This is a genomic window from Accumulibacter sp. (assembly GCF_036625195.1).
Taxonomy (GTDB): Bacteria; Pseudomonadota; Gammaproteobacteria; order Burkholderiales; family Rhodocyclaceae; genus Accumulibacter.
The window spans coordinates 1,567,564-1,584,381 of sequence record NZ_JAZKUG010000001.1 but is presented as its reverse complement, the minus strand read 5'-3'; the positions used below and the strand labels follow the sequence as shown (position 1 = coordinate 1,584,381).

General features: G+C 64.7%; 14 protein-coding genes and 3 pseudogenes. 2 read left to right on the top strand and 15 right to left on the bottom strand.

The window, feature by feature from the left end; all coding sequences use genetic code 11:
• Nucleotides 1-142: 142 nt before the first annotated feature.
• The 12 genes and pseudogenes from V5B60_RS06780 to V5B60_RS22155 form a co-directional block, all read right to left on the bottom strand.
• The gene (locus V5B60_RS06780) at nt 143-1,366 is read right to left on the bottom strand and encodes a DUF3322 domain-containing protein (protein ID WP_332346289.1); all 1,224 of its coding nucleotides are present in this window, start codon (nt 1,364-1,366) and stop codon (nt 143-145) included.
• Complete coding sequence (locus V5B60_RS06775) at nt 1,363-4,773, bottom strand: ATP-binding protein (RefSeq protein ID WP_332346288.1); 3,411 nt, start codon at nt 4,771-4,773, stop codon at nt 1,363-1,365. The genes V5B60_RS06780 and V5B60_RS06775 overlap by 4 nt, the downstream gene beginning before the upstream one ends.
• Nucleotides 4,766-5,470, bottom strand: a complete 705-nt coding sequence (locus V5B60_RS06770; RefSeq protein ID WP_332346287.1) for a DUF4194 domain-containing protein — start codon at nt 5,468-5,470, stop codon at nt 4,766-4,768. Before V5B60_RS06770 ends, V5B60_RS06775 begins: the two co-directional genes overlap by 8 nt.
• 28 nt (nt 5,471-5,498) lie before the next feature.
• A pseudogene (locus V5B60_RS06765) lies at nt 5,499-6,970 on the bottom strand (DUF3375 domain-containing protein).
• Nucleotides 6,971-6,988: 18 nt separating this feature from the next.
• On the bottom strand, nt 6,989-9,715 hold the full coding sequence (locus tag V5B60_RS06760) for a DEAD/DEAH box helicase (RefSeq protein ID WP_332346286.1): 2,727 nt from the start codon (nt 9,713-9,715) through the stop codon (nt 6,989-6,991).
• A 3-nt stretch (nt 9,716-9,718) separates the two neighbouring features.
• Nucleotides 9,719-10,948, bottom strand: coding sequence for a site-specific DNA-methyltransferase (locus V5B60_RS06755; RefSeq protein WP_332350453.1), 1,230 nt, complete (start codon nt 10,946-10,948; stop codon nt 9,719-9,721).
• A gap of 41 nt (nt 10,949-10,989) precedes the next feature.
• Nucleotides 10,990-12,558, bottom strand: a complete 1,569-nt coding sequence (gene tnpC / locus V5B60_RS06750) for an IS66 family transposase (protein ID WP_332346285.1) — start codon at nt 12,556-12,558, stop codon at nt 10,990-10,992.
• An 80-nt stretch (nt 12,559-12,638) separates the two neighbouring features.
• On the bottom strand, nt 12,639-12,992 hold the full coding sequence (gene tnpB, locus V5B60_RS06745) for an IS66 family insertion sequence element accessory protein TnpB (RefSeq protein WP_332346284.1): 354 nt from the start codon (nt 12,990-12,992) through the stop codon (nt 12,639-12,641).
• Nucleotides 12,989-13,309 carry an IS66 family insertion sequence element accessory protein TnpA gene (gene tnpA, locus V5B60_RS22160; protein ID WP_434735308.1) on the bottom strand — a complete coding sequence of 107 codons (321 nt, stop codon included), beginning with the start codon at nt 13,307-13,309 and terminating at the stop codon, nt 12,989-12,991. Before tnpA ends, tnpB begins: the two co-directional genes overlap by 4 nt.
• Nucleotides 13,310-13,380: 71 nt before the next feature.
• A pseudogene (locus V5B60_RS06740) lies at nt 13,381-13,746 on the bottom strand (site-specific DNA-methyltransferase); the annotation flags it as partial.
• A gap of 15 nt (nt 13,747-13,761) precedes the next feature.
• Nucleotides 13,762-13,977 (bottom strand): helix-turn-helix domain-containing protein, encoded by a 216-nt coding sequence (locus tag V5B60_RS06735; protein ID WP_332346283.1) that lies wholly within the window; start codon nt 13,975-13,977, stop codon nt 13,762-13,764.
• Between the two features lie 122 nt (nt 13,978-14,099).
• A pseudogene (locus tag V5B60_RS22155) lies at nt 14,100-14,165 on the bottom strand (DUF6127 family protein); the annotation flags it as partial.
• 177 nt (nt 14,166-14,342) lie between these two features.
• On the opposite strand from V5B60_RS22155, the gene V5B60_RS06730 reads away from it, so the two are divergent.
• Entirely contained in the window at nt 14,343-14,699 is a 357-nt protein-coding gene (locus V5B60_RS06730; RefSeq protein ID WP_332346282.1) for an Mth938-like domain-containing protein, read from the top strand.
• Nucleotides 14,700-14,916: 217 nt separating this feature from the next.
• On the opposite strand, the gene V5B60_RS06725 is transcribed toward V5B60_RS06730, so the two are convergent.
• The 3 genes from V5B60_RS06725 to V5B60_RS06715 form a co-directional block, all read right to left on the bottom strand.
• Nucleotides 14,917-15,273 carry a hypothetical protein gene (locus tag V5B60_RS06725; RefSeq protein WP_332346281.1) on the bottom strand — a complete coding sequence of 119 codons (357 nt, stop codon included), beginning with the start codon at nt 15,271-15,273 and terminating at the stop codon, nt 14,917-14,919.
• 257 nt (nt 15,274-15,530) lie between these two features.
• Nucleotides 15,531-15,677, bottom strand: a complete 147-nt coding sequence (locus V5B60_RS06720; protein WP_332350699.1) for a hypothetical protein — start codon at nt 15,675-15,677, stop codon at nt 15,531-15,533.
• Nucleotides 15,678-15,904: 227 nt separating this feature from the next.
• Nucleotides 15,905-16,183: a DUF2793 domain-containing protein gene (locus V5B60_RS06715; protein ID WP_332346280.1), complete on the bottom strand. Its 279-nt coding sequence runs from the start codon at nt 16,181-16,183 to the stop codon at nt 15,905-15,907.
• A gap of 76 nt (nt 16,184-16,259) precedes the next feature.
• Between V5B60_RS06715 and V5B60_RS06710 the strand changes: the two genes are divergently transcribed.
• Nucleotides 16,260-16,601, top strand: coding sequence for a hypothetical protein (locus tag V5B60_RS06710; protein WP_332346279.1), 342 nt, complete (start codon nt 16,260-16,262; stop codon nt 16,599-16,601).
• Nucleotides 16,602-16,818: the final 217 nt, after the last annotated feature.

Sequence of the window (16,818 nt, the reverse complement as noted above, 5' to 3'; positions counted from 1 at the left end):
TCCTCTCTTGGTCACGTTCGGAAGCGCGAATTCTAGCGAAGGTGCAGCTCTTGTTGCCGGGAAAAGTACGGCGAGCCTCCATGCCTGATGCGACGATGGGCAGCCGGACAATCCGGCGTGGCGCGGGCTGCGCTTGCTCAGCTTATGAGCAAGGGGACGGCGATACGAGGGCGCCCGTGGGGAGACACGCCAGTCGATCGCACAGCCAGCCAAAGCCCACTCGCTCCTGCTCCAGTCGCAGCCTGGGCTGGTGGCGATCGAATCTGAGGTCGTCATAGACGCTAGCCTCTTCGTCCGTGAGACGCGACAAGTCGTGGCGTGCAGGCTCGGGTTCCGCGCCCCAGTGTGAGCGATGGGCAAGCAGCGTTTCCCGGTCCATGACGAAGGACGCCGCGCGCGGGAAGTAGCCACGCAATTGGTCGAGGATGGCGAATCCGTGGGTGTCGATGTCGCCCCAGTAGTACAGCTGGCATCGATGCAGCCACCCGGCGCGCGACAGCGCCTCCCAACCGTAGCCAGCGCCGAAGACGACGATGGCTCCCGCCACCTCCGGGAAGGCGAGGAAGTTCGTCTCGTTCTCGGTGATGAAGACTCGCGCGACGGGCAAGACCAGCGCCGCAAAACTGGTGACGTCCAGCGTGATGTCGGGCAGCACACCCGGCAAGGCATGGCAGCCAGGCAGGCTGGGTAAGGCCGGGTCGAGCAGACGAAACCGAATCCGGACAGGCTTGTCCAGGAAGCCGAATCGGCGAGTGAACTGCGCGACGCCCATAGCTCCAGTCTCGACGACACCTGGCGGCAGAGCCAGGTCCAGCAACTCGCCCAACACGCCTCTGTGGGCCTCGATGAACTTGCTGTCCACCCCGCGCACGTCGACCTGGCGCAGGTACACGCCCGGGCCAGGATGTGCTTGCAGCCATGCGACGACGGCCAGAAGACGCTCCCAGCGGTCGGCCAAGTCCAGAGCCCGAATCGCCCGCCGGGATAGCCACGGCAGCAGCGCTGGCTGCATGGCTGCCGTCTGCCGCCACATGGCCTCGAATCGCTGCGCTTGACGGGCCTTGCCGATGAAGGCCAAGGCATCGTGCAGAGTGTCGAGCCAGACAGCCGCGGGAAGCCGCTGCGTACCTTGAACGCGGTGGTTTCGATCCCGCCATTCGATCCGAACCTTCGGGGTATCGGCGACGGTGCGTACCCAGTCACGCACGGCCTCGAAGCGATCGGACAGGTCCGCAGCGCTGGGGGCCTTCAGGTTCAGGTGCAGGGGCCACGAAACGGCGTCCGTTACCGCCGCCCGCAGTAAGTCGCCACGATCCCACAAGCGTTGGACCTGAGCGCGTAGATCTGCCGGCGTGGTCCAGCTCATGGTGCCGCGCCGTCTCCGTCAGCCCTTGCTTCGGCCATACCTTTTGCCTTCTGCGTCCGGTACTCCTCGATCGACAGGCAGCGCAACCGCGAGTCGCGCCCGCCCTCGTTGTGCACGAAGCCGACGCTGGCCACGAAGGGCTCGATAATGGGGATTTTCTGCAGCGGCGTGACGATCAACAACTGCAGGTTGAGCTGCTGGAACAGGCGCAGCCCGTACTGCGCCGACTCGTCCGACCCGCGACCGAAAGCTTCGTCGATAAGGACGAAGCGGAACGACCGCGAACGCACGGCGCCCCACTCCAGCCCGAACTGGTAGGCCAGGCTCGCAGCCAGCACGGTGTAGGCCAGCTTCTCCTTCTGACCGCCCGACTTGCCGCCCGAGTCCGAGTAGTGTTCGTGCTCGGCACCGTCGGCGCGCCAGCGCTCACTGGCCGAGAACAAGAACCAGTTGCGCACGTCGGTGACCTTGGCGGTCCAGCGCCGGTCAGCGTCCGACAGTCCTTCGCGGCCCCGGAAGCGGTCGATGATGGCCTTGACCTGCAGGAACTTGGCTTCCGAATACTGTTCGTCCGCCGAGCCCGTCATCGCACCTTCGGTGCACGCCCGCAGGTCCTGCTGAAAGTCCCGGATCTCCGCATCCGGGCTGGGCAGTGCCACCAGCTTGATGTACCGGCCGGGGTTGTAGTCGATGGCTTGGAGCGACTGGTTGATGAAGTCGACGCGCTCCTTGATCGTCTCCCGCTCGCGGGCGAGCTGGGCGTTGAAGTTGGCGATCTCGTTGATCGTGTTGACGTTGAGCAGCTCTTTGAAGCGGGCCTCGAAACGCGGCAGGTCGTCGCTCCTCAAGCCGGCAAGCATCCGCTCGTACTCGGGTAGCGCCGCCAGGCTCACGTCCATCTCGACGGTCTCGGCCTTGAACTCCTCCTTGAAGCCGCGCATGGCGTTGACGATGCGCTCGGTCAGTCGGGCCAGGCGCTTGTCCTCCGCGTCGATGCGCTCCTGCAGCCACTTGCGCACCTCCTGTTCGCGGTTGTCGCAGGACTCAACCGACAGCTGATGCTCACCCAGCGCTTGCGAGCGCCAGCCATCCAGTAGCTCGATCTGCGCCTCGGTCAGCGGCGCATCGTCCCAAATGCGAACCGTCTGATTCCGCAGGTCCTGCGCAGTCGCATGCTTGGTTGCGACCTCTGCACGCTTATCCCGAGCCTCGTCGCGCCTGCGTTCTGTATCCGCGAGGCGGTCTTGCGCCGCCTTGAGCTGACGCCCGAGCTCCTGCAGCGTGTCCGATGCGGCTTCCAGCCGTGCACGTTCCTCGGTGAGTGCGGCAATCTGGCGGGCCAGGCTCATCCAGTCGATGTCCGCGAATCGGGTGAACTCCTCCAGCCGTGCGAGCGTTTCCAGCCGTCCCTGTAGCTCCTTGCGTGCCTGCTGAATCTCGGCGATCCGTTGACCCAAGGTGGCCAACCTTTCCTCCAGGCGCAGCCGCTGATCGCGCAACGCACGCAGCTTGTCGGCGTTACTCCAGCCGAGCACGTAGCGGCCGCGGTCGTCGATGCGGCTGCGGTCATCCTTCTCGTGTCGCCCGCTCGGGTCCTTGATCTGACCGGCGCGCGTGATGGCGCGAGCCTCGCGACGGAACTGCTCGCCCGTATCGCAGCAGGCGACGTCGAAGCGTTGGCGAAGTTCCTGCTCCAGCCACTCGTAGTGCGGCGAATCCGGTTTGATGACAAGCTTTCGCACCAACGACTGCGGATGCAGGCTGGCACCGCCAGCGCCATGACTGGCCTTCCTCTGCCGCACATGGAAGTACACCAGCCGGGCGCCCAGATGCTGGCGGTCCACCCAGTCTGCAACAGTTTTGTAGTGTGCGTTCGGGACCAGCAGCGCAAGACCGAAGCCACGCAGCAGCCGTTCGGCGGCGCCTTCCCAATCGCGCTCGTCTTCACGCACTTGGATGAGCTCGCCCGCGAAGGGCAGTTCGTCCTCACCGATGGCCAGCGCCGCACATAGCGCATCGCGGATGCGGACCTGGGCGGCGTCGATGTTGCTCTTGCGCCGTTGGAGACTTTCGATCTCGTCGGACAAGGCGGTGTGCTCTTCACGGCCCTTGCGGAAAGCAAAGTCTTCCTCGCGCTCGCGGTTGTCCAGGTCGGCAATGCGTTCGCGCAATCCCTCGGCGCGCTGGGCAATGCTCTGCTGCTGGGTGAGGAAGCCTGCTTCGTCGGCCGGTGCCGCCTCATCGATGCGGGCCAGCAGCGCTTGGAAGCGGTCCGACTTCTTCTGGCGTTGCTCTTTGTCCTGTTCCAGACGGCGGATCTCCGCCGCCAACTCTTGCAGGCGATCACCGCCGTTGTCTCGCAGGGCCCGCTCCAGACGGCCGACTTCAATGCGCTCGGTCTCACGCTGCGCGTCCAGGCGCTCGATCTGCACGTCGAGCCGGGCGGCATCGTCCGCCAGCAGGCCGATGCGGCGGTCCAGCAGCCCGCCCTTGAGCCGGGCGAAGTACGGCCGGAGCTGGTCGCGCGCATCCCGCCAGCCCTTGATGTTGGCCACCAGCGCCTGGTGGCGCGCACCGTCCTCGACCAGGGGCGTCAGCAAGTCCACCTGCCGCTTGGCCTTGAGCACGGCCTGATGTGCGCGGTCCAGGTCATCGAAGTGGCGGATCAGCGCCTCGATGCGGCTGCCCACGTCGAAGGGCTCCAGCATGTGGCTGCGCACGAAGTCGGTGAGGTTGCCCACCGACTTCATCGAGACGGTCTGGTGGAACAGCTCCAAGGCCTGCTCGTGCTCGATGCCGAAGCGACGGCGGAACCAAGCGCCGTAAGGCGGGAAGCTGTCGAACAGCTCGCAGCCCGCGCCGCGCAGCTTCTTGCGCAGGACGGTGATGTCGCTGCCGAAGCCGCGGAAGTCATCGGCGATGGCAAGCACCCGCTCGGTGGCCACGAACAGGCGCGCGGGCTGGCCCTGCGGGTCCTTCAGCCAGAAGACTTGGGCCAGCGTCACGGCCTGGTCGTAGCCCTCGTTGCGGAAGACACCGAGGATGACCGAGTAGCTCGACGCATCGCGCAGTGCCACAGGCTTGGCGCTGCCCGTGACCTCGTTGCGCTCGCTCTTGTAGTGGCCCAGCACATAGGAGCGCAAGGAGCGCTCGCGGGCATCCGCCCCGGCCGCCTTGTTGTAGGCCACACGATGCGCCGGCACGAGCAGGGTGGTGATGGCATCGACCAGCGTGGACTTGCCCGAGCCGATGTCGCCGGTGAGCAGGCCGTTGCGCCCGTCGAGCTCGTAGCGCCAGACACGCTTGTCGAAGGTGCCCCAGTTCAGCACTTCCAGCCGCTGCAGCCGAAAGCCCACCCGGCTGTCGTCGGCCACGAAGTCCAGGCTGAGCGTCGGCGCCTCAAGCATCGGGCACTCCTTTGCTGGCCCCCACCTGGTCGGTCGATTCGGGCAGCGCGGCGGACAGCGCCGTGCGGTAGACCGCCAACCGCGCATCGAACTCGGCCAGCCACTGCGCGTCCACGAAGGCCTTCAGGATGCGCCGCACCTCGTAGTGGCCTCGGTCGTGCGCAGGGCCGGTGGCGGCCTTGAGCCGGCGCAAAAACCCCAGATCGACCACCTTGGTGATGCTCGCGTCCACCTGGTCGATCAGCCGAGCCTCGTTCGTGCCATCGGGCAGAAACACCCGCATCAGCTCGGCGATCTCGTCGCGGGAGAGCACCAGCCGCGTATCGCCACCGCCGGCGTCGAACTCGGCCAGGCGCTTGCGCAGCAGCGCCAGCATCAGGCTCACCGGGTAGGAAAGCGGCCGGCGTGCAACGAGCCGAGGCAGGCGGGGCGCTCCCTCGGACTCATCCGGGTCCGGGCGGCTCTTCAGAAAGGCGTGGCCCTCGGCCTCGTCCAGCACCAGGTCGAGCAGCAGCACGGCGGCCTGTTCCCTGACTCGCGCCTGCAGGCGCAGCAGGCTGGCCCATAGGCGCTCGTCATCCTCGCGGTAAAGCACACCCTTGAGCAGGTGCACCATCAGCTGCGACAGCTCGGGCACGGCCGGCAGCGCGCTGGGCGGGGTCTCGACCGGATCGTTCTCGTGCAGCGCGTCGTTCATGTCCTTCTCTCCCTTGGGCCCCGAGCCTTCAGCGGGTGAAGATCACGCGCGGCAAGCGAGCCTCGCGCGTCACCGCATCGCCCGCTGCGCTGCGGGCCTGCCAGCGGATCGGCTCTTCCACCGCTTCATCGACGAGTGCGCGCAGGCCGTCGAGCGCGTCGCTGCCATCTCCCGCGTGGGCCAGCTCCAGATAAGCCACCAGCTCGGCCAAGCCCTGCTGCAAGGGCTCGCCATCCAGCAACTCGCGCAGCGTGATCTGCGGCTGGCGGCGCAGTGCACGCTGGACGGCCGACCGCAGGCGCGCCTTGTCCACCACGATCTGGTCGAACAAGCGCGCGGTGTCGATGTCGGCATCAAAGGCCACGAGCGCCAGATCAGCCAGGCGTGGCTTCACGCTCGGCGTGAACAAGGGTCGCTCCAACGGCAGTTCGACGTCCGCGCCCCTCGCGTCGATGTGCATCACCGTGCCGGTGGGCGGGGCCTCGCGGCGCCGAGTGCCTTGCTCTCGATGCCGTGCAGCAAGTCCAGGATGCGGCGGTTCTCCAGGAAGGCCCGGTCGTCCAGGAACCGGCGCAGTTGCTGCGACAGCTGGGCTACCGTGCGCTGTGTGTGTTCGCCGGCTTCCAGCCAGTCGTGGTGCACGCGGCGGGTGCGCGGCTCGGGTTTCAGCGCCGCGACGGCGGGCAGTGCCAGCACCTGATCCAGCCGCTCGGAGAGCTCCTCCTGACGCCGGCTGGACATGAGGAAGTCCCAGAAGGCGCGGAAACTGCGGCCCTGGTCGGAATCACCAATGGCATCGCGCTCGCCCATGATCTCATCGAGCAGCGCACCCTTGGCGCCTTCCCACAGCGCGATCTTCTCACGCACCTTGCGGTCGAGCAGGCGGAAGTTCTGTTCCACCTCGCGGAAGTCGGCCAGCAACTCGCGCGCCAGTTGCTGGAACTGCTGAAACCGGTCCTTGACCGCCGTGTCGTCCAGCAGTGGCACGTCGCCCGCCAGCACGCGGGCGATCTCGGCGTCCAGTTCGTCGCGCTTCTTGCGCAGGTCCGCGACCCGCTTGATCGGATCGGCCTCGGTGCCGGCGCTGATCTGTTCCAGCAGCGCGAACAGGGTCAGCAAGCGCGACTCGGTGCCGACGAACGGCCGCTCGGTCAGCGACAGCAGCCAGGTGATGGCCTTCTCGGTGGCCGGCGTCAGTTCGAACTGCGCCTCGTCCGTGCCCGGCTTGTAGAACTTGCGCAGCCAGCCCTTGTCGTGCGCGGCCCAGTCGTTCAGGTATTCCTGCGCGCCCTTGGGGTAAGCATCGGGTCCCAGCTGCTCACGCAGGGCGAACAGTTCATCCTCGAGCACCTCGGCGAGATCCGCCTCGCTCATGACGCGGACGTTGGGCGCCACGAACACCCGGTGCAGGAAGCTCACCACCAGCGGCGCATGCGGCGAGGCCAGCAACCGCCAAGCGGGGTGGCGGTCGCGCAGGATGGTGAGGGTGGCATGGTCCACAGTGACGAAACCGCGGGCTCAGTTCTTTGGAACTGGCGAACGAGGCAGCTTCTCCTCGATCCACTCCCACCGCTTGTCCTTGACCATGACGAAGCGGCAACGCCCCTCGGACAGGGCCGCCCAAAGGCCGCCGATCAGCCGGTCATCGTCCGCGGTGACCCACCGGTCCGCGCCCTTGTATTCGACGGCCAAGATCGGCCCGGGCTGGTTTGCGGTGCCCGTCAGCTGACACAGGAAGTCTGGGTAGAAGCGCCCATTGGCCTTCTGCAGGAAGAACGAACTGCCTTCGCGCCGAACGAGATTGCGCACCCAGAACTGGATGCGTCCTTGCTGCGCTTGGACGTCCAGCCAGCAGGCGCACTCGAACTCCTCCTTGCTGTCGAAATCGCCGACGCGCCCATAGAAGTGCTTCCGGAAGTCGAAACGCCCGAAACGGCCGTCGTAGTCACGGCTGGGCGCGTAGGCCTGCGCTTGGAACTCGAAGGCGTATTGATCGGTCACGGCGACGCGCGATGCCGCATCGTCACCGAACAGTACCTGCTGGAACGTCTTGCTGACCGCCTGCCTGCGCAGGTCACGTATGCGCGCCTCCAGCAGGTCGCGCAGCAGGAACTTCTGGAGATTGGCACGGGTCGGCGTGAAGCCGTCCCGGCGCAGAAGTTCGGTCAGCCACTTGGCCACGAAGGCTTGCTTGCTGGCATGGGTGAGTGAAGGCTCGGGCAGGTTCTTGCAGAGCCATGTTGCGAGGCGCACCTCATCCCAGTGCTCAGGCTGATAGACCAGCCCAAGGTCACGTTGCAGATCGGGCAGGAAGCGCGAAATGACCTTGCCACTCTCGGCATCGACATCGATCTCTCCCCCCTCGGAGATCTTGAGGCCCGCGCCCAACGCCGTGATGTCGTCACCGCTCGGCGCGGCGTCGTACGTCGACAAGTCCCACGGGTAGTCGAGCACCTCCGGGTCGTCGAACAGTTGGAGCTCACCCTGCATGCGCAGAGCAAGCTGCGGCACGCGAAAGCGCGCCCCCAGTTCAGCGGGCGTCTGAAAGAACTCGATGGCCGTGGTGCGGCTTACTTCGGCCGCTTCGACGATGGCTACCGCAGCGGCTTCGCTGGCGACCGACGCCTTGAGCACCTCGGCTTCATCTTCGGTCAGCGGCGTACTGATGGTCAACGTATTGAGCTTGCCGTCCCAGCTGACCTTGTCGCGGACAGCCTTGGACACGCTTCTAAGGTCGAGCTTCTCGGTCAACGTGATCGCCACCGGCCGAACCACGACGCGCCCGGAGTGACCTTCCAGATCTAGCCGATCCTGCTCGGCTTTGGCCGTAGTGACGAACTCGGTCACCTCGCGTCGTTCGAAGCCCGCGCCCGCCACCAGCCGGTCTCGCAGCGCACCCGCGGTCTCGGCAAAGTTTCGTGACACCACGAAGGCATAGGACTGGTTCAGCGCCTTGGCCTGCCGGTGGCTGGCCCCGGGTTGACGCAGCACGCGGCCGAGCAACTGCTCCACCGCCGTGGCCGACGACAGCGAGGCCATGCTCACCAGGATGTAGGCGAAGGGGCAGTCCCAGCCCTCGGCCAGCGCCTTCTGGGTGATGACGAATTTAACTGGACATGCCGGGTCGGCAATGCCCAATTTGTATTCGGCGTCGATCTGCTCCAAGCCCCTTTCGTCGCCGGTAGCAACCACGATCTCGCTGGTCGGTATGCCGTGGTTGGTGACCAACTCTTTCTTGACGTGTTCGACGTTCAGCGTCTCCACCCCGGCGCGTCGCGGCCCCGCTTGGATCAGCACCAGCGGCCGCAGGTAGGGGCAGCCCGCGCGGCGTTCCTCGTCAGCCAGCTTGTGCAGCGCGTCGCGCCGGCCGATGGCGTCGGCTAGGCATTGCTGCCAATTCGGTTCGGTTTCCAGCACCACCGGCAGCTTGATCATTTCCTCCGCCTTCAATTCGGCGGCGGAGACGCTGTGCAGCACGTTGCTGGGCGTATGTTCCAAGTCGGGCGTGGCGGTCAGTTCCATCACGCCGCTGGGGCGGAAGCGCGCCAGCATTTCGAAAGCCAGCTCGGTGCGGCTGTTGTGCGCCTCGTCCACTACCACGAAGGGCCGACGCTGGCGCAGCACGTTGGCCAGCGAGCACGGCGTCGTGCGTTCGGTGCCTTCGCCCTCGCTCAGCAAAACGTCGCGCTGTGTGCGCGAGAGGTTGTCAAAGTGGTGCATCAGCGCACCGCTGCTCTGGTACACCTTGCGGGACTCCTCGTCCTCCACCTGAAACGCCTGCCGGGTGGCGACGATGATCGTGGTCGAGGTGTCCAACGTCGCACGGGTCACGCTCTTGGCCTCGTCGAGGTCCATCACCGTGATGGGACCGGCCTCGCGCAGCCCCGTGTGGTACGGGTGCAAGTGGTCGCGAAGGGCGCGCAAGGTCTGCTCGCGGATGGGCTTGCTGGGCACCAGCCATAGGATCACGCTGTATTCGCAGCGCAGCAGGTGCGTGTTGACCAGCGCCACGCTCTTGGCCGCCAGCCAGGTCTTGCCGCCGCCAGTGGGCACGCGCAGGCAGAAGTACGGCATGTCGGGCGGGAAACCCGACAGCGGGTTGTACGCATTGCCACGGCCCCACAAGCGCTCCGTGGTGGCCGCAAAGGCGATTGAGGGCGACGACAGCTCGTGGCAGGCCTTGAAATAGGCCTCGACGCTGTCAAGCACTTGCTGCTGGTAGGTCTTGGGGGCGAACGTGCTCATGACTTACACCTCCAGCGCGTAAGGGGTCTGCTTGAAGGTGATGCCCTCTCGTCCTGCGCGGCTACCCATGCGGTTGGCAGCGGCATAGATCACCTTGGGGCCGGCGAACCTGGGCAGCACATTGAACACTGGGACGGTGAGCACGTTACCGCCCGCGGATGAACGATCTTTGAGGATGCCGTTGTAGAGCAGGTAGATCGCCCGCCCCTCGTGTACGCCGAGCAGCGGCGAGTCGGCCTGACCCGCGTAGCCGGTGCCGGTCTCGGCGAACCAGACAAACTCGGTCAATTGGGCGAACGTCACGTCGCTTCGGATCTGGCCTTCAGCATCGAACAGAGGTTCCGCTGAGAGACGGCAGAACTGGAAGCTGCCGCCGAGAGCGTCGACTACAGCGCCGTTGCCATTGACGTGACCGGACGCGACGCGCTTGATTCGTTCGGATGTCACATTTCGCGCAATCTTGTCATCCATCTCCACGAGGATGAACCGGCGATTCCCAGCGTCCTCGGCGTTTTGCTTCAGTACGGCGTGCGCAGTGGTGCCAGTCCCCGCGAAAGAGTCGAGGACCAAGCTATCCGGCGGAGCGCAGTAAGAGATCACACGCTGCATTAGCGCCAACGGCTTCGGAAATGCAAATACGCGTTCGTCGAGAATCTCGTCGAGCTCTCGTGCCCCAGACTGGGTTTTGAACTCCGGCCAAAAGCTGGATGCCGGCATTCGTTCTTGCGTCTCGGACAAAAAGCGCTTCTTGCGAGGCCAGCCGGTTGCGGGGTTCGGTGGCCACCAGATGCGGCTTTCGGACAAGAGCCGCTCGTAGCCAGCACGATCGGTGATCCAGCCCTTAGCCGGGTCGGGCTTCCACACGTTCGTCGTACCCGGCTGCTCCATGTTGTAGTCATGGAGCTTGGGGCGCTCGGAGGCAGTTGCCTTTCCCTTGAGGGGATCAGTGACGTATGGTCCCCTCGGATCGTTATCTGGGTTCCTAAAGTCTGATCGGTCGATTACGCGCCCTTCAATCCTTGACGATTCGGACTTGCCATAGACGAAGATGTATTCATGGTCGGGAGAGAGCCGCGTCTTAATGCGGTTGTCTGTGTTGCGCGTGTTCCAAACGATCGTTGCGATCCGATTCCTAAACCCAAAAATCTCGTCCAACAGGAGTCGAAGATGGCCAGCTTCGACGTCGTCCAACGAAACTAGGATCACTCCGTCGTCCGATAGGAATTGCCGCAGCAGCGTAAGCGTTCAGCGCACCCACCCCTGGGCGCGCGGGATCACACTGGCTTTTTGAGCGGCAGCAACTCGTCGATGCGGCTGTTCGGCCAGGAGGGGAGTTTGTCCAGGGTGTCGGTCAGCCAGGCCATCGGCTCGATGCCGTTCAGGCGGGCGGTTTCGAGCAGCGATTGAATCGCCGCGGCGCGTTGGCCTGCCGCCTCGGAACCGGCGAACAGCCAATTCTTCTTCCCGATGGCGATCGGGCGAATGGCATTCTCGACCGGGTTGTTGTCGATCGGGTAGAAACCGTTCGTGGCGTACCGGGCCAATGCCGGCCAGCGCCGCAGACTGTAGTCGATCGCCTTGGCCAGGGCACCGCCGTCGGCCACCGATCGGCGAGTGTTCTGGAGCCACAGGTGCAGGGCTTCGAGCAGCGGCTGACTGGTTTCCTTTCGTCGTCGGGCGCGTTCCTCGACCGCCTTCCCTTTCGCCGCGTCCTCGATGGCATACAGCTCGCCGATGCGGCGCAGGGCCTCCGCGGCAAGGGGACTGCGATTCGCCTGATGGAGGTCGAAGAACTTCCGCCGGGCATGGGCCAGACAGGCGAGTTCGATCACCTCGCCACGAAACAGCGCCTGGTAGCCGGCGAACTCATCGACCATCAGCGCACCTTGCCAGTCCGCGAGGAACTCCGCCACATACTTCCCACCCCGGCCGGGCTGGTAGTCGAAGACGACGATCGGCGGATCGCTGGCCAAGGCATTGCTGCGATAAGCCCAGAGATAGGCCCGCTTGGTCTTGCCATTGCCCGGATCGAGTTGCTGCACCGGGGTTTCATCGGCATGCAGCACCGTCCCCTGGCGCAGCAGTTCGGCGAGACGCAGCCAGAGCGGTTCCAGGGCGACGCCGATGCGGCCGACCCAGTCGGCCAGCGTCGAACGCGACAGGGTCACCCCCGAGCGGGCGGCCTGCCGTTCAAGACGGTAGAGGGGCAGATGATCGGCGTACTTGCTGACCATCACCCAGGCCAGCAAGGCCGGTGTCGCCAGACCGCCGTCGATGACCGAAGCCACAGCCGGTGCGGCGGTGAGGGTTTCGCAGGGCCGGCAGGCGTACTTGGGATAGATGTGGCGCTCGACGAAGAACTCGGCAGGGACGATGCTGAGCTTCTCGGTCACGTCCTCGCCGATCCGCACCAGGGCCTGACCACATTGCCCACAGGTGCAGGTTTCCGGCTCGTGCAGGTGCTCGACACGCGGCAGTTCCTCGGGCAGGGGCTGACGGCCGGCGCGGTCGCGTTTCGGTTTCTCGGCGGGCAGCTGATGCGGCCCCATTTCGGCCGCCTGGCGCCGTTCGGCCAGGCGGGCTTCGCAGGCGGCCAGGTCGGCAGCGAGCGTTTCGTCGAAGAGGTCCCGTTCGCCGGCGGCCAGGGACTCGCTCTTGACGCCGAACTTCATCCGCCGCAAATAGGCCAGTTCGAGGGTCAGCTTCTCGATCTTGGCATCGCGCCAGCGAATCTCCGTGGCGTTGGTCTTGACCTGTTCGAGCAGTCCACCGAGCCGATTCTCGGCCCAGAAAACCAGTTCTGGCGAGGGTGAGAAGGAGGCAAGTTCGCTCGCTAAATCCATGGTGAATTATACCATCAAGATGCTCAGAAGGACGTCTAAGACACGGATTTTGCGTGCTTTGTGCAAAATACAGTGCGCCCTTATACGTGCCAGCTGGCGGGTGCGGGCGCGTCCCGGCGTTGCCAGTCTACGCCGGCGATCAGCCAACGCCACTGCGCCGTGGTGAGGGCGAAGACCGGGTCGCTGGCGCTCGGCCAGGTGAAGGAGCCACGGTGCAACCGCCGTTGCGACAGCCAGACGCCGGTGCCGTCCCAGACCAGCAGTTTGAGCCGGCTGCGGCGCCGGTTGGTAAAGGCGTAGGCGGTGCCGTCACAGGGGCTGCGCCCAAGACTGGCCTGGATGCGGGCTGACAGGCCATCAATGCCCAGGCGCATGTCTACCGCTTCGACGGCCAGCCAGATGCGCTCGGGCACCGCCCCGAGCGGCGCGTTCATGCGCGCTCTCCCCACAGGGCCGTCAACCACCCAGCCGGTGGCAACGCGGCAAAGTCGAGTCGCCAGCCCTGGGGGCTGTGGAGCGACAGGCTCGGCGTTGAGGCCACGGCATTGGCAACCCTCACTGCAGGAACCAGGGTCAGTGGGCCTCTCGCTCCGCTCGATCCTCGACCCTTCGCCAAGCGCAGGTGCCAGTAACTGAGCGAATGGCTGCTCAGCCCGTGCCGCTCACAGTACGCCTTCTGGCTGCCGCCGCTCGCCCGCCAGGCGTCCACATGCCCCCGCCACCGCGCTTCTCGTTCCCCTGCCTTGTCCATCTCTTCCTCCTGAAAAAAAACCTGGAGGTTGCTCCACTTCTCGCGGGTTTTACAGGTGGTCGGGATGGACGCTTACGCAGCAGCAGCAATCGCGGGTACATCATCGACAGCCAGCGGTCGTGCCGGTCCAGCGTCTCGCCCTCCTTGCCGACCACCTCGCCCAGCCATTTGCGGATCTCCGGGCTGTTGACGTTGTCGTTGTAGACCCAACCCTCGTTGCCGGTGTTGTACGGCGGGTCGATGTAGATGCACTTCACCTGCCCCGCATACCGGGGCAGCAGGGCCTTGAGCGCATCCAGGTTGTCGCCCTGCACGATCAGGTTGCCGCTGCCGCTGTCGCCGCAGGAGAGGGCGGGCACCGGCTCCAGCAGGCGGAAGGGCACTTCCTTGTGATGCTTGATGACGGCTTCCTTGCCGATCCAGTTCAGTGTGGGCATGGCGCCGCGTAACCTTCAGTTCTCGCGGGCGTTGTTGCCGCCCGCGCCTTGTTCTTCGTCCGCGCTCCCGGCGCGCACCCAGTCGTCCACTTCGGACCGCTTGAACTTCCACAGACGCCCGACGCGGTGCGCCGGCAGCCCCCGGTGCTCGCGCCAGCGATAGACGGTGTCCTTGGCCACACCCAGGTGCTGGGCGACCTTCTCGACGGAAAGCCACGGTTCTGTGGTCATGAAGTCCGCGCTTGCCAATTGGTAGCGTCTCAAGTAGATCAAGACGGATGAGAGTCTATCAGGCGGAATCGCGTTTCCCAACATGACTCGCGGCAGCTATCGGCTGGCGCCGGCGCGCGCCATCAGGGAGTCTTCGCCTCATTGAAGGCGTCGAGAAGGCTGCGCAGTTCGCGGATGTCGTGTGCCGCCTCCGGGCATCTTCCGCCAAGAGCGGTGCGGAGTAGTCGACACGGGTGATACGGACTGGATTGTCGTTTCGCAAGTCAAGGATCCTGTCCCAGGAGTGCCGAAACTGGGCTACGCTACTGGTCAGGCAACTGGGATGGGTTTCTTGAGGTCTGTCATGAGGGAAGGGGAGTGTCGCCATGAAAATCGATCGTACCGACTTTGGCAGCATCACCATCGATGGCGCCACTTTCCCGCACGACGTCGTCATCCGCCTCTCGGGGGAGGTGCTCAAGCGCAAGAAGAGACTCTCCAAGCAGCACTATGGCACCTCGCATACCGTTTCCGTGGACGAGGCGGAATTCGTCTACGAGAGGGGCTGCGACACTCTGGTTGTGGGTACCGGTCAGTACGGCAACGTTCACCTGTCGCCGGAGGCTGCCGAATTCTTCACCAACCATGACTGCCGCGTGGTTCTGCAGCCGACGCCGCAGGCGATCAAGGCCTATAACAAGGCCAAGGGCAAAGCCATCGGGTTGTTCCATGTCACCTGCTGAGTGTTGCCAAGTCACAAGCGCCAGCTGCGCAGCGGACGGGCAAAGCTTCCGATTGTGCAGTCCAGTCTGGCGACGATCGGCAAGCTGATTGCGGGCAAGGTGATGAAGGCGATGATTCACATCTCGCCGCCGCAGCGTCGGCAGGCGAGCGGAAAAGCCTCATAGATCCGCGCGATCAGCAGCGCCCAGGCACAGCCGTTTCGCCTGACACCGGGCCTCAGGGAACCAAAGACTGTTTGATCAGGACGTGATCTCCCGGCTTGAGCAGGTTGAGCTCGCGCTCATCCGGCTTGAAGCCGAAGCTCGTTTCCGTGCCGAGACGACCCTGAAAGGGTTTCGCGTTGACCCAGACCACCCATTCAGATGCCGGCCCGTCCTCCCGAGGAGAACCGTCGATGACGAGCTTGAGGACGTGCCCGACCCGGTCGGATCCGAAACTGATTGTGACGCCGGGAACAATTCCCTCGCTCGCCTGTATGGCTCCAAGGATCGTCAAGCCCTCTTTCCAAGGAATGCTCGAGAAATGCTTGTGAGCGCCGTTGCTGTAGTCGATGGTCACCGCCACTGTGCTCATGCTTGGCTCTCCTTGTCGGGACTCCGCCGCCGTTGGAACGTCCGCAACGGCTTGCGGAAGGGATTGAAGAATAACCACAGGACTTCCGATGGCACTTTCGGAAGCGCCTCGTGCCTGGCAATCGCCGTCAAACTACAATTCCTGGCGAAGGACCTGAGCAACTCAAGCCGCGACTTCAGTGTGAAGACCGGCATCAGCCAGAAAGGTTTCCGCGTAGGTGACGGTTGTGGCCCAGGGCCCCCCGCATCACGCCTCCATCACAGCACCCCCTTCACGTTCTTGGCAACCTCATCGATCCCGGCGTCCGAATTCTTGTCGATGAAGTTGAACACCCAGCGGACGATCGCCCATCCCGACAGGCCGCAGCCGAAGATCAAGCCGCCCAGTGCGACGAGGCAGGTCACCTCTCCCTTCCCGTACCGATTGACCGCAGTTACCCTGGCCGATGATACTGAAGCCACCAAGAATTGCCATTTCCCTGCGTCGTCTCCTGGCTGCGAGCCGCCCACTTGAAAGAACCGACATGACCACTCTCTTCCTCACCGACGCCGACCGCGCGGCATTCGCTGCTGCTGCCGGTGCAGGTGTGCCTCCGGGCACCATCGTGCGTGACCTTGACGCCCTTCTGGACTCAGATCGCCACGCCAGCACTCCAGCCGGCCGCCTTGTGAACCGACGGCACAGCCTTATCCTCGATGAAACACAGCCAGCCCACCCTCGGTGCGTGGAACTCCCAGGCACCGCCGACGCGTATCGCAATCTGACCGCTCCGCCCCGACCACGCAGCCGTCGCACCGGCCGGAATCCGGAGACGGTCACCGTCGACCGGACTCGCCGGCGGCGTCCCGAGATCCGGGTCTTGTACGGACAGCACCACCACCGCAGCAAGTCGGTTGAGGTTGGCGGCCATGCCGTCCCTCCAGCCGGACTCCCTTCGTTGGAGCTATCCTGCCAGAGTCAAGCACTACGCGCGAAGGAGGGACACGATGGCCGGCTTTGAGAATTACGCTGAAGAGATCCGGGAGATTGAGCTAGAAATTGAGCGGAAGGGAATTGTTCTCGGTATCGACTGGACGGATGACGTCCAAGTGCGGGCTCTGGCCAAGGAAGCGCTTGACCAGTCCGCTGCCGAGATCAAGCTTGCTGCTTCCAGCCCTTTCGACCGCAAGCTCATGGCCAAGGTTGACCTGTTCGGCCTTGCCGGCATCATGCTCAAGACGATGGAGGAATGTGCTGGTGTGGGATTCGAATGCCACGGAGGCCCAGCCTGGAAGGCGTTTGGCAAAGCCCTTTGGGCTGAAGTTGAGCTCCGCAAGTGCAACCGGTAACCAGCCGGCGTTCTTCCCTGCGCTTGTCGTCCGGCTGAGAAGGCCTTCCTCGGACGACGGAATGGAGAGCTGGCATGGAGACGACGACCAGGAGGTTGCGGGTGAAGCGCGGGGCGGAGCAGTTTCATTCCCGACTGGTCGAAGGCGAGCACCCGTGAAACCGACTGGACCGACTTGAAACTCCTCCTTGAAGGCATCCAGCCGGGCGCATCCGCAA

Coding starts and splice junctions, on each gene's coding strand:
- V5B60_RS06775 (WP_332346288.1), bottom strand. CDS start 4,773: ATGCTTGAGGCGCCGACGCTCAGCCTGGACTTCGTGGCCGACGACAGC.
- V5B60_RS06760 (WP_332346286.1), bottom strand. CDS start 9,715: ATGAGCACGTTCGCCCCCAAGACCTACCAGCAGCAAGTGCTTGACAGC.
- V5B60_RS06735 (WP_332346283.1), bottom strand. CDS start 13,977: ATGACCACAGAACCGTGGCTTTCCGTCGAGAAGGTCGCCCAGCACCTG.
- V5B60_RS06730 (WP_332346282.1), top strand. CDS start 14,343: ATGAAAATCGATCGTACCGACTTTGGCAGCATCACCATCGATGGCGCC.
- V5B60_RS06725 (WP_332346281.1), bottom strand. CDS start 15,273: ATGAGCACAGTGGCGGTGACCATCGACTACAGCAACGGCGCTCACAAG.
- V5B60_RS06780 (WP_332346289.1), bottom strand. CDS start 1,366: ATGAGCTGGACCACGCCGGCAGATCTACGCGCTCAGGTCCAACGCTTG.
- tnpC (WP_332346285.1), bottom strand. CDS start 12,558: ATGGATTTAGCGAGCGAACTTGCCTCCTTCTCACCCTCGCCAGAACTG.
- tnpA (WP_434735308.1), bottom strand. CDS start 13,309: ATGGACAAGGCAGGGGAACGAGAAGCGCGGTGGCGGGGGCATGTGGAC.
- V5B60_RS06770 (WP_332346287.1), bottom strand. CDS start 5,470: ATGAACGACGCGCTGCACGAGAACGATCCGGTCGAGACCCCGCCCAGC.
- tnpB (WP_332346284.1), bottom strand. CDS start 12,992: ATGAACGCGCCGCTCGGGGCGGTGCCCGAGCGCATCTGGCTGGCCGTC.
- V5B60_RS06710 (WP_332346279.1), top strand. CDS start 16,260: ATGGCCGGCTTTGAGAATTACGCTGAAGAGATCCGGGAGATTGAGCTA.
- V5B60_RS06715 (WP_332346280.1), bottom strand. CDS start 16,183: ATGGCCGCCAACCTCAACCGACTTGCTGCGGTGGTGGTGCTGTCCGTA.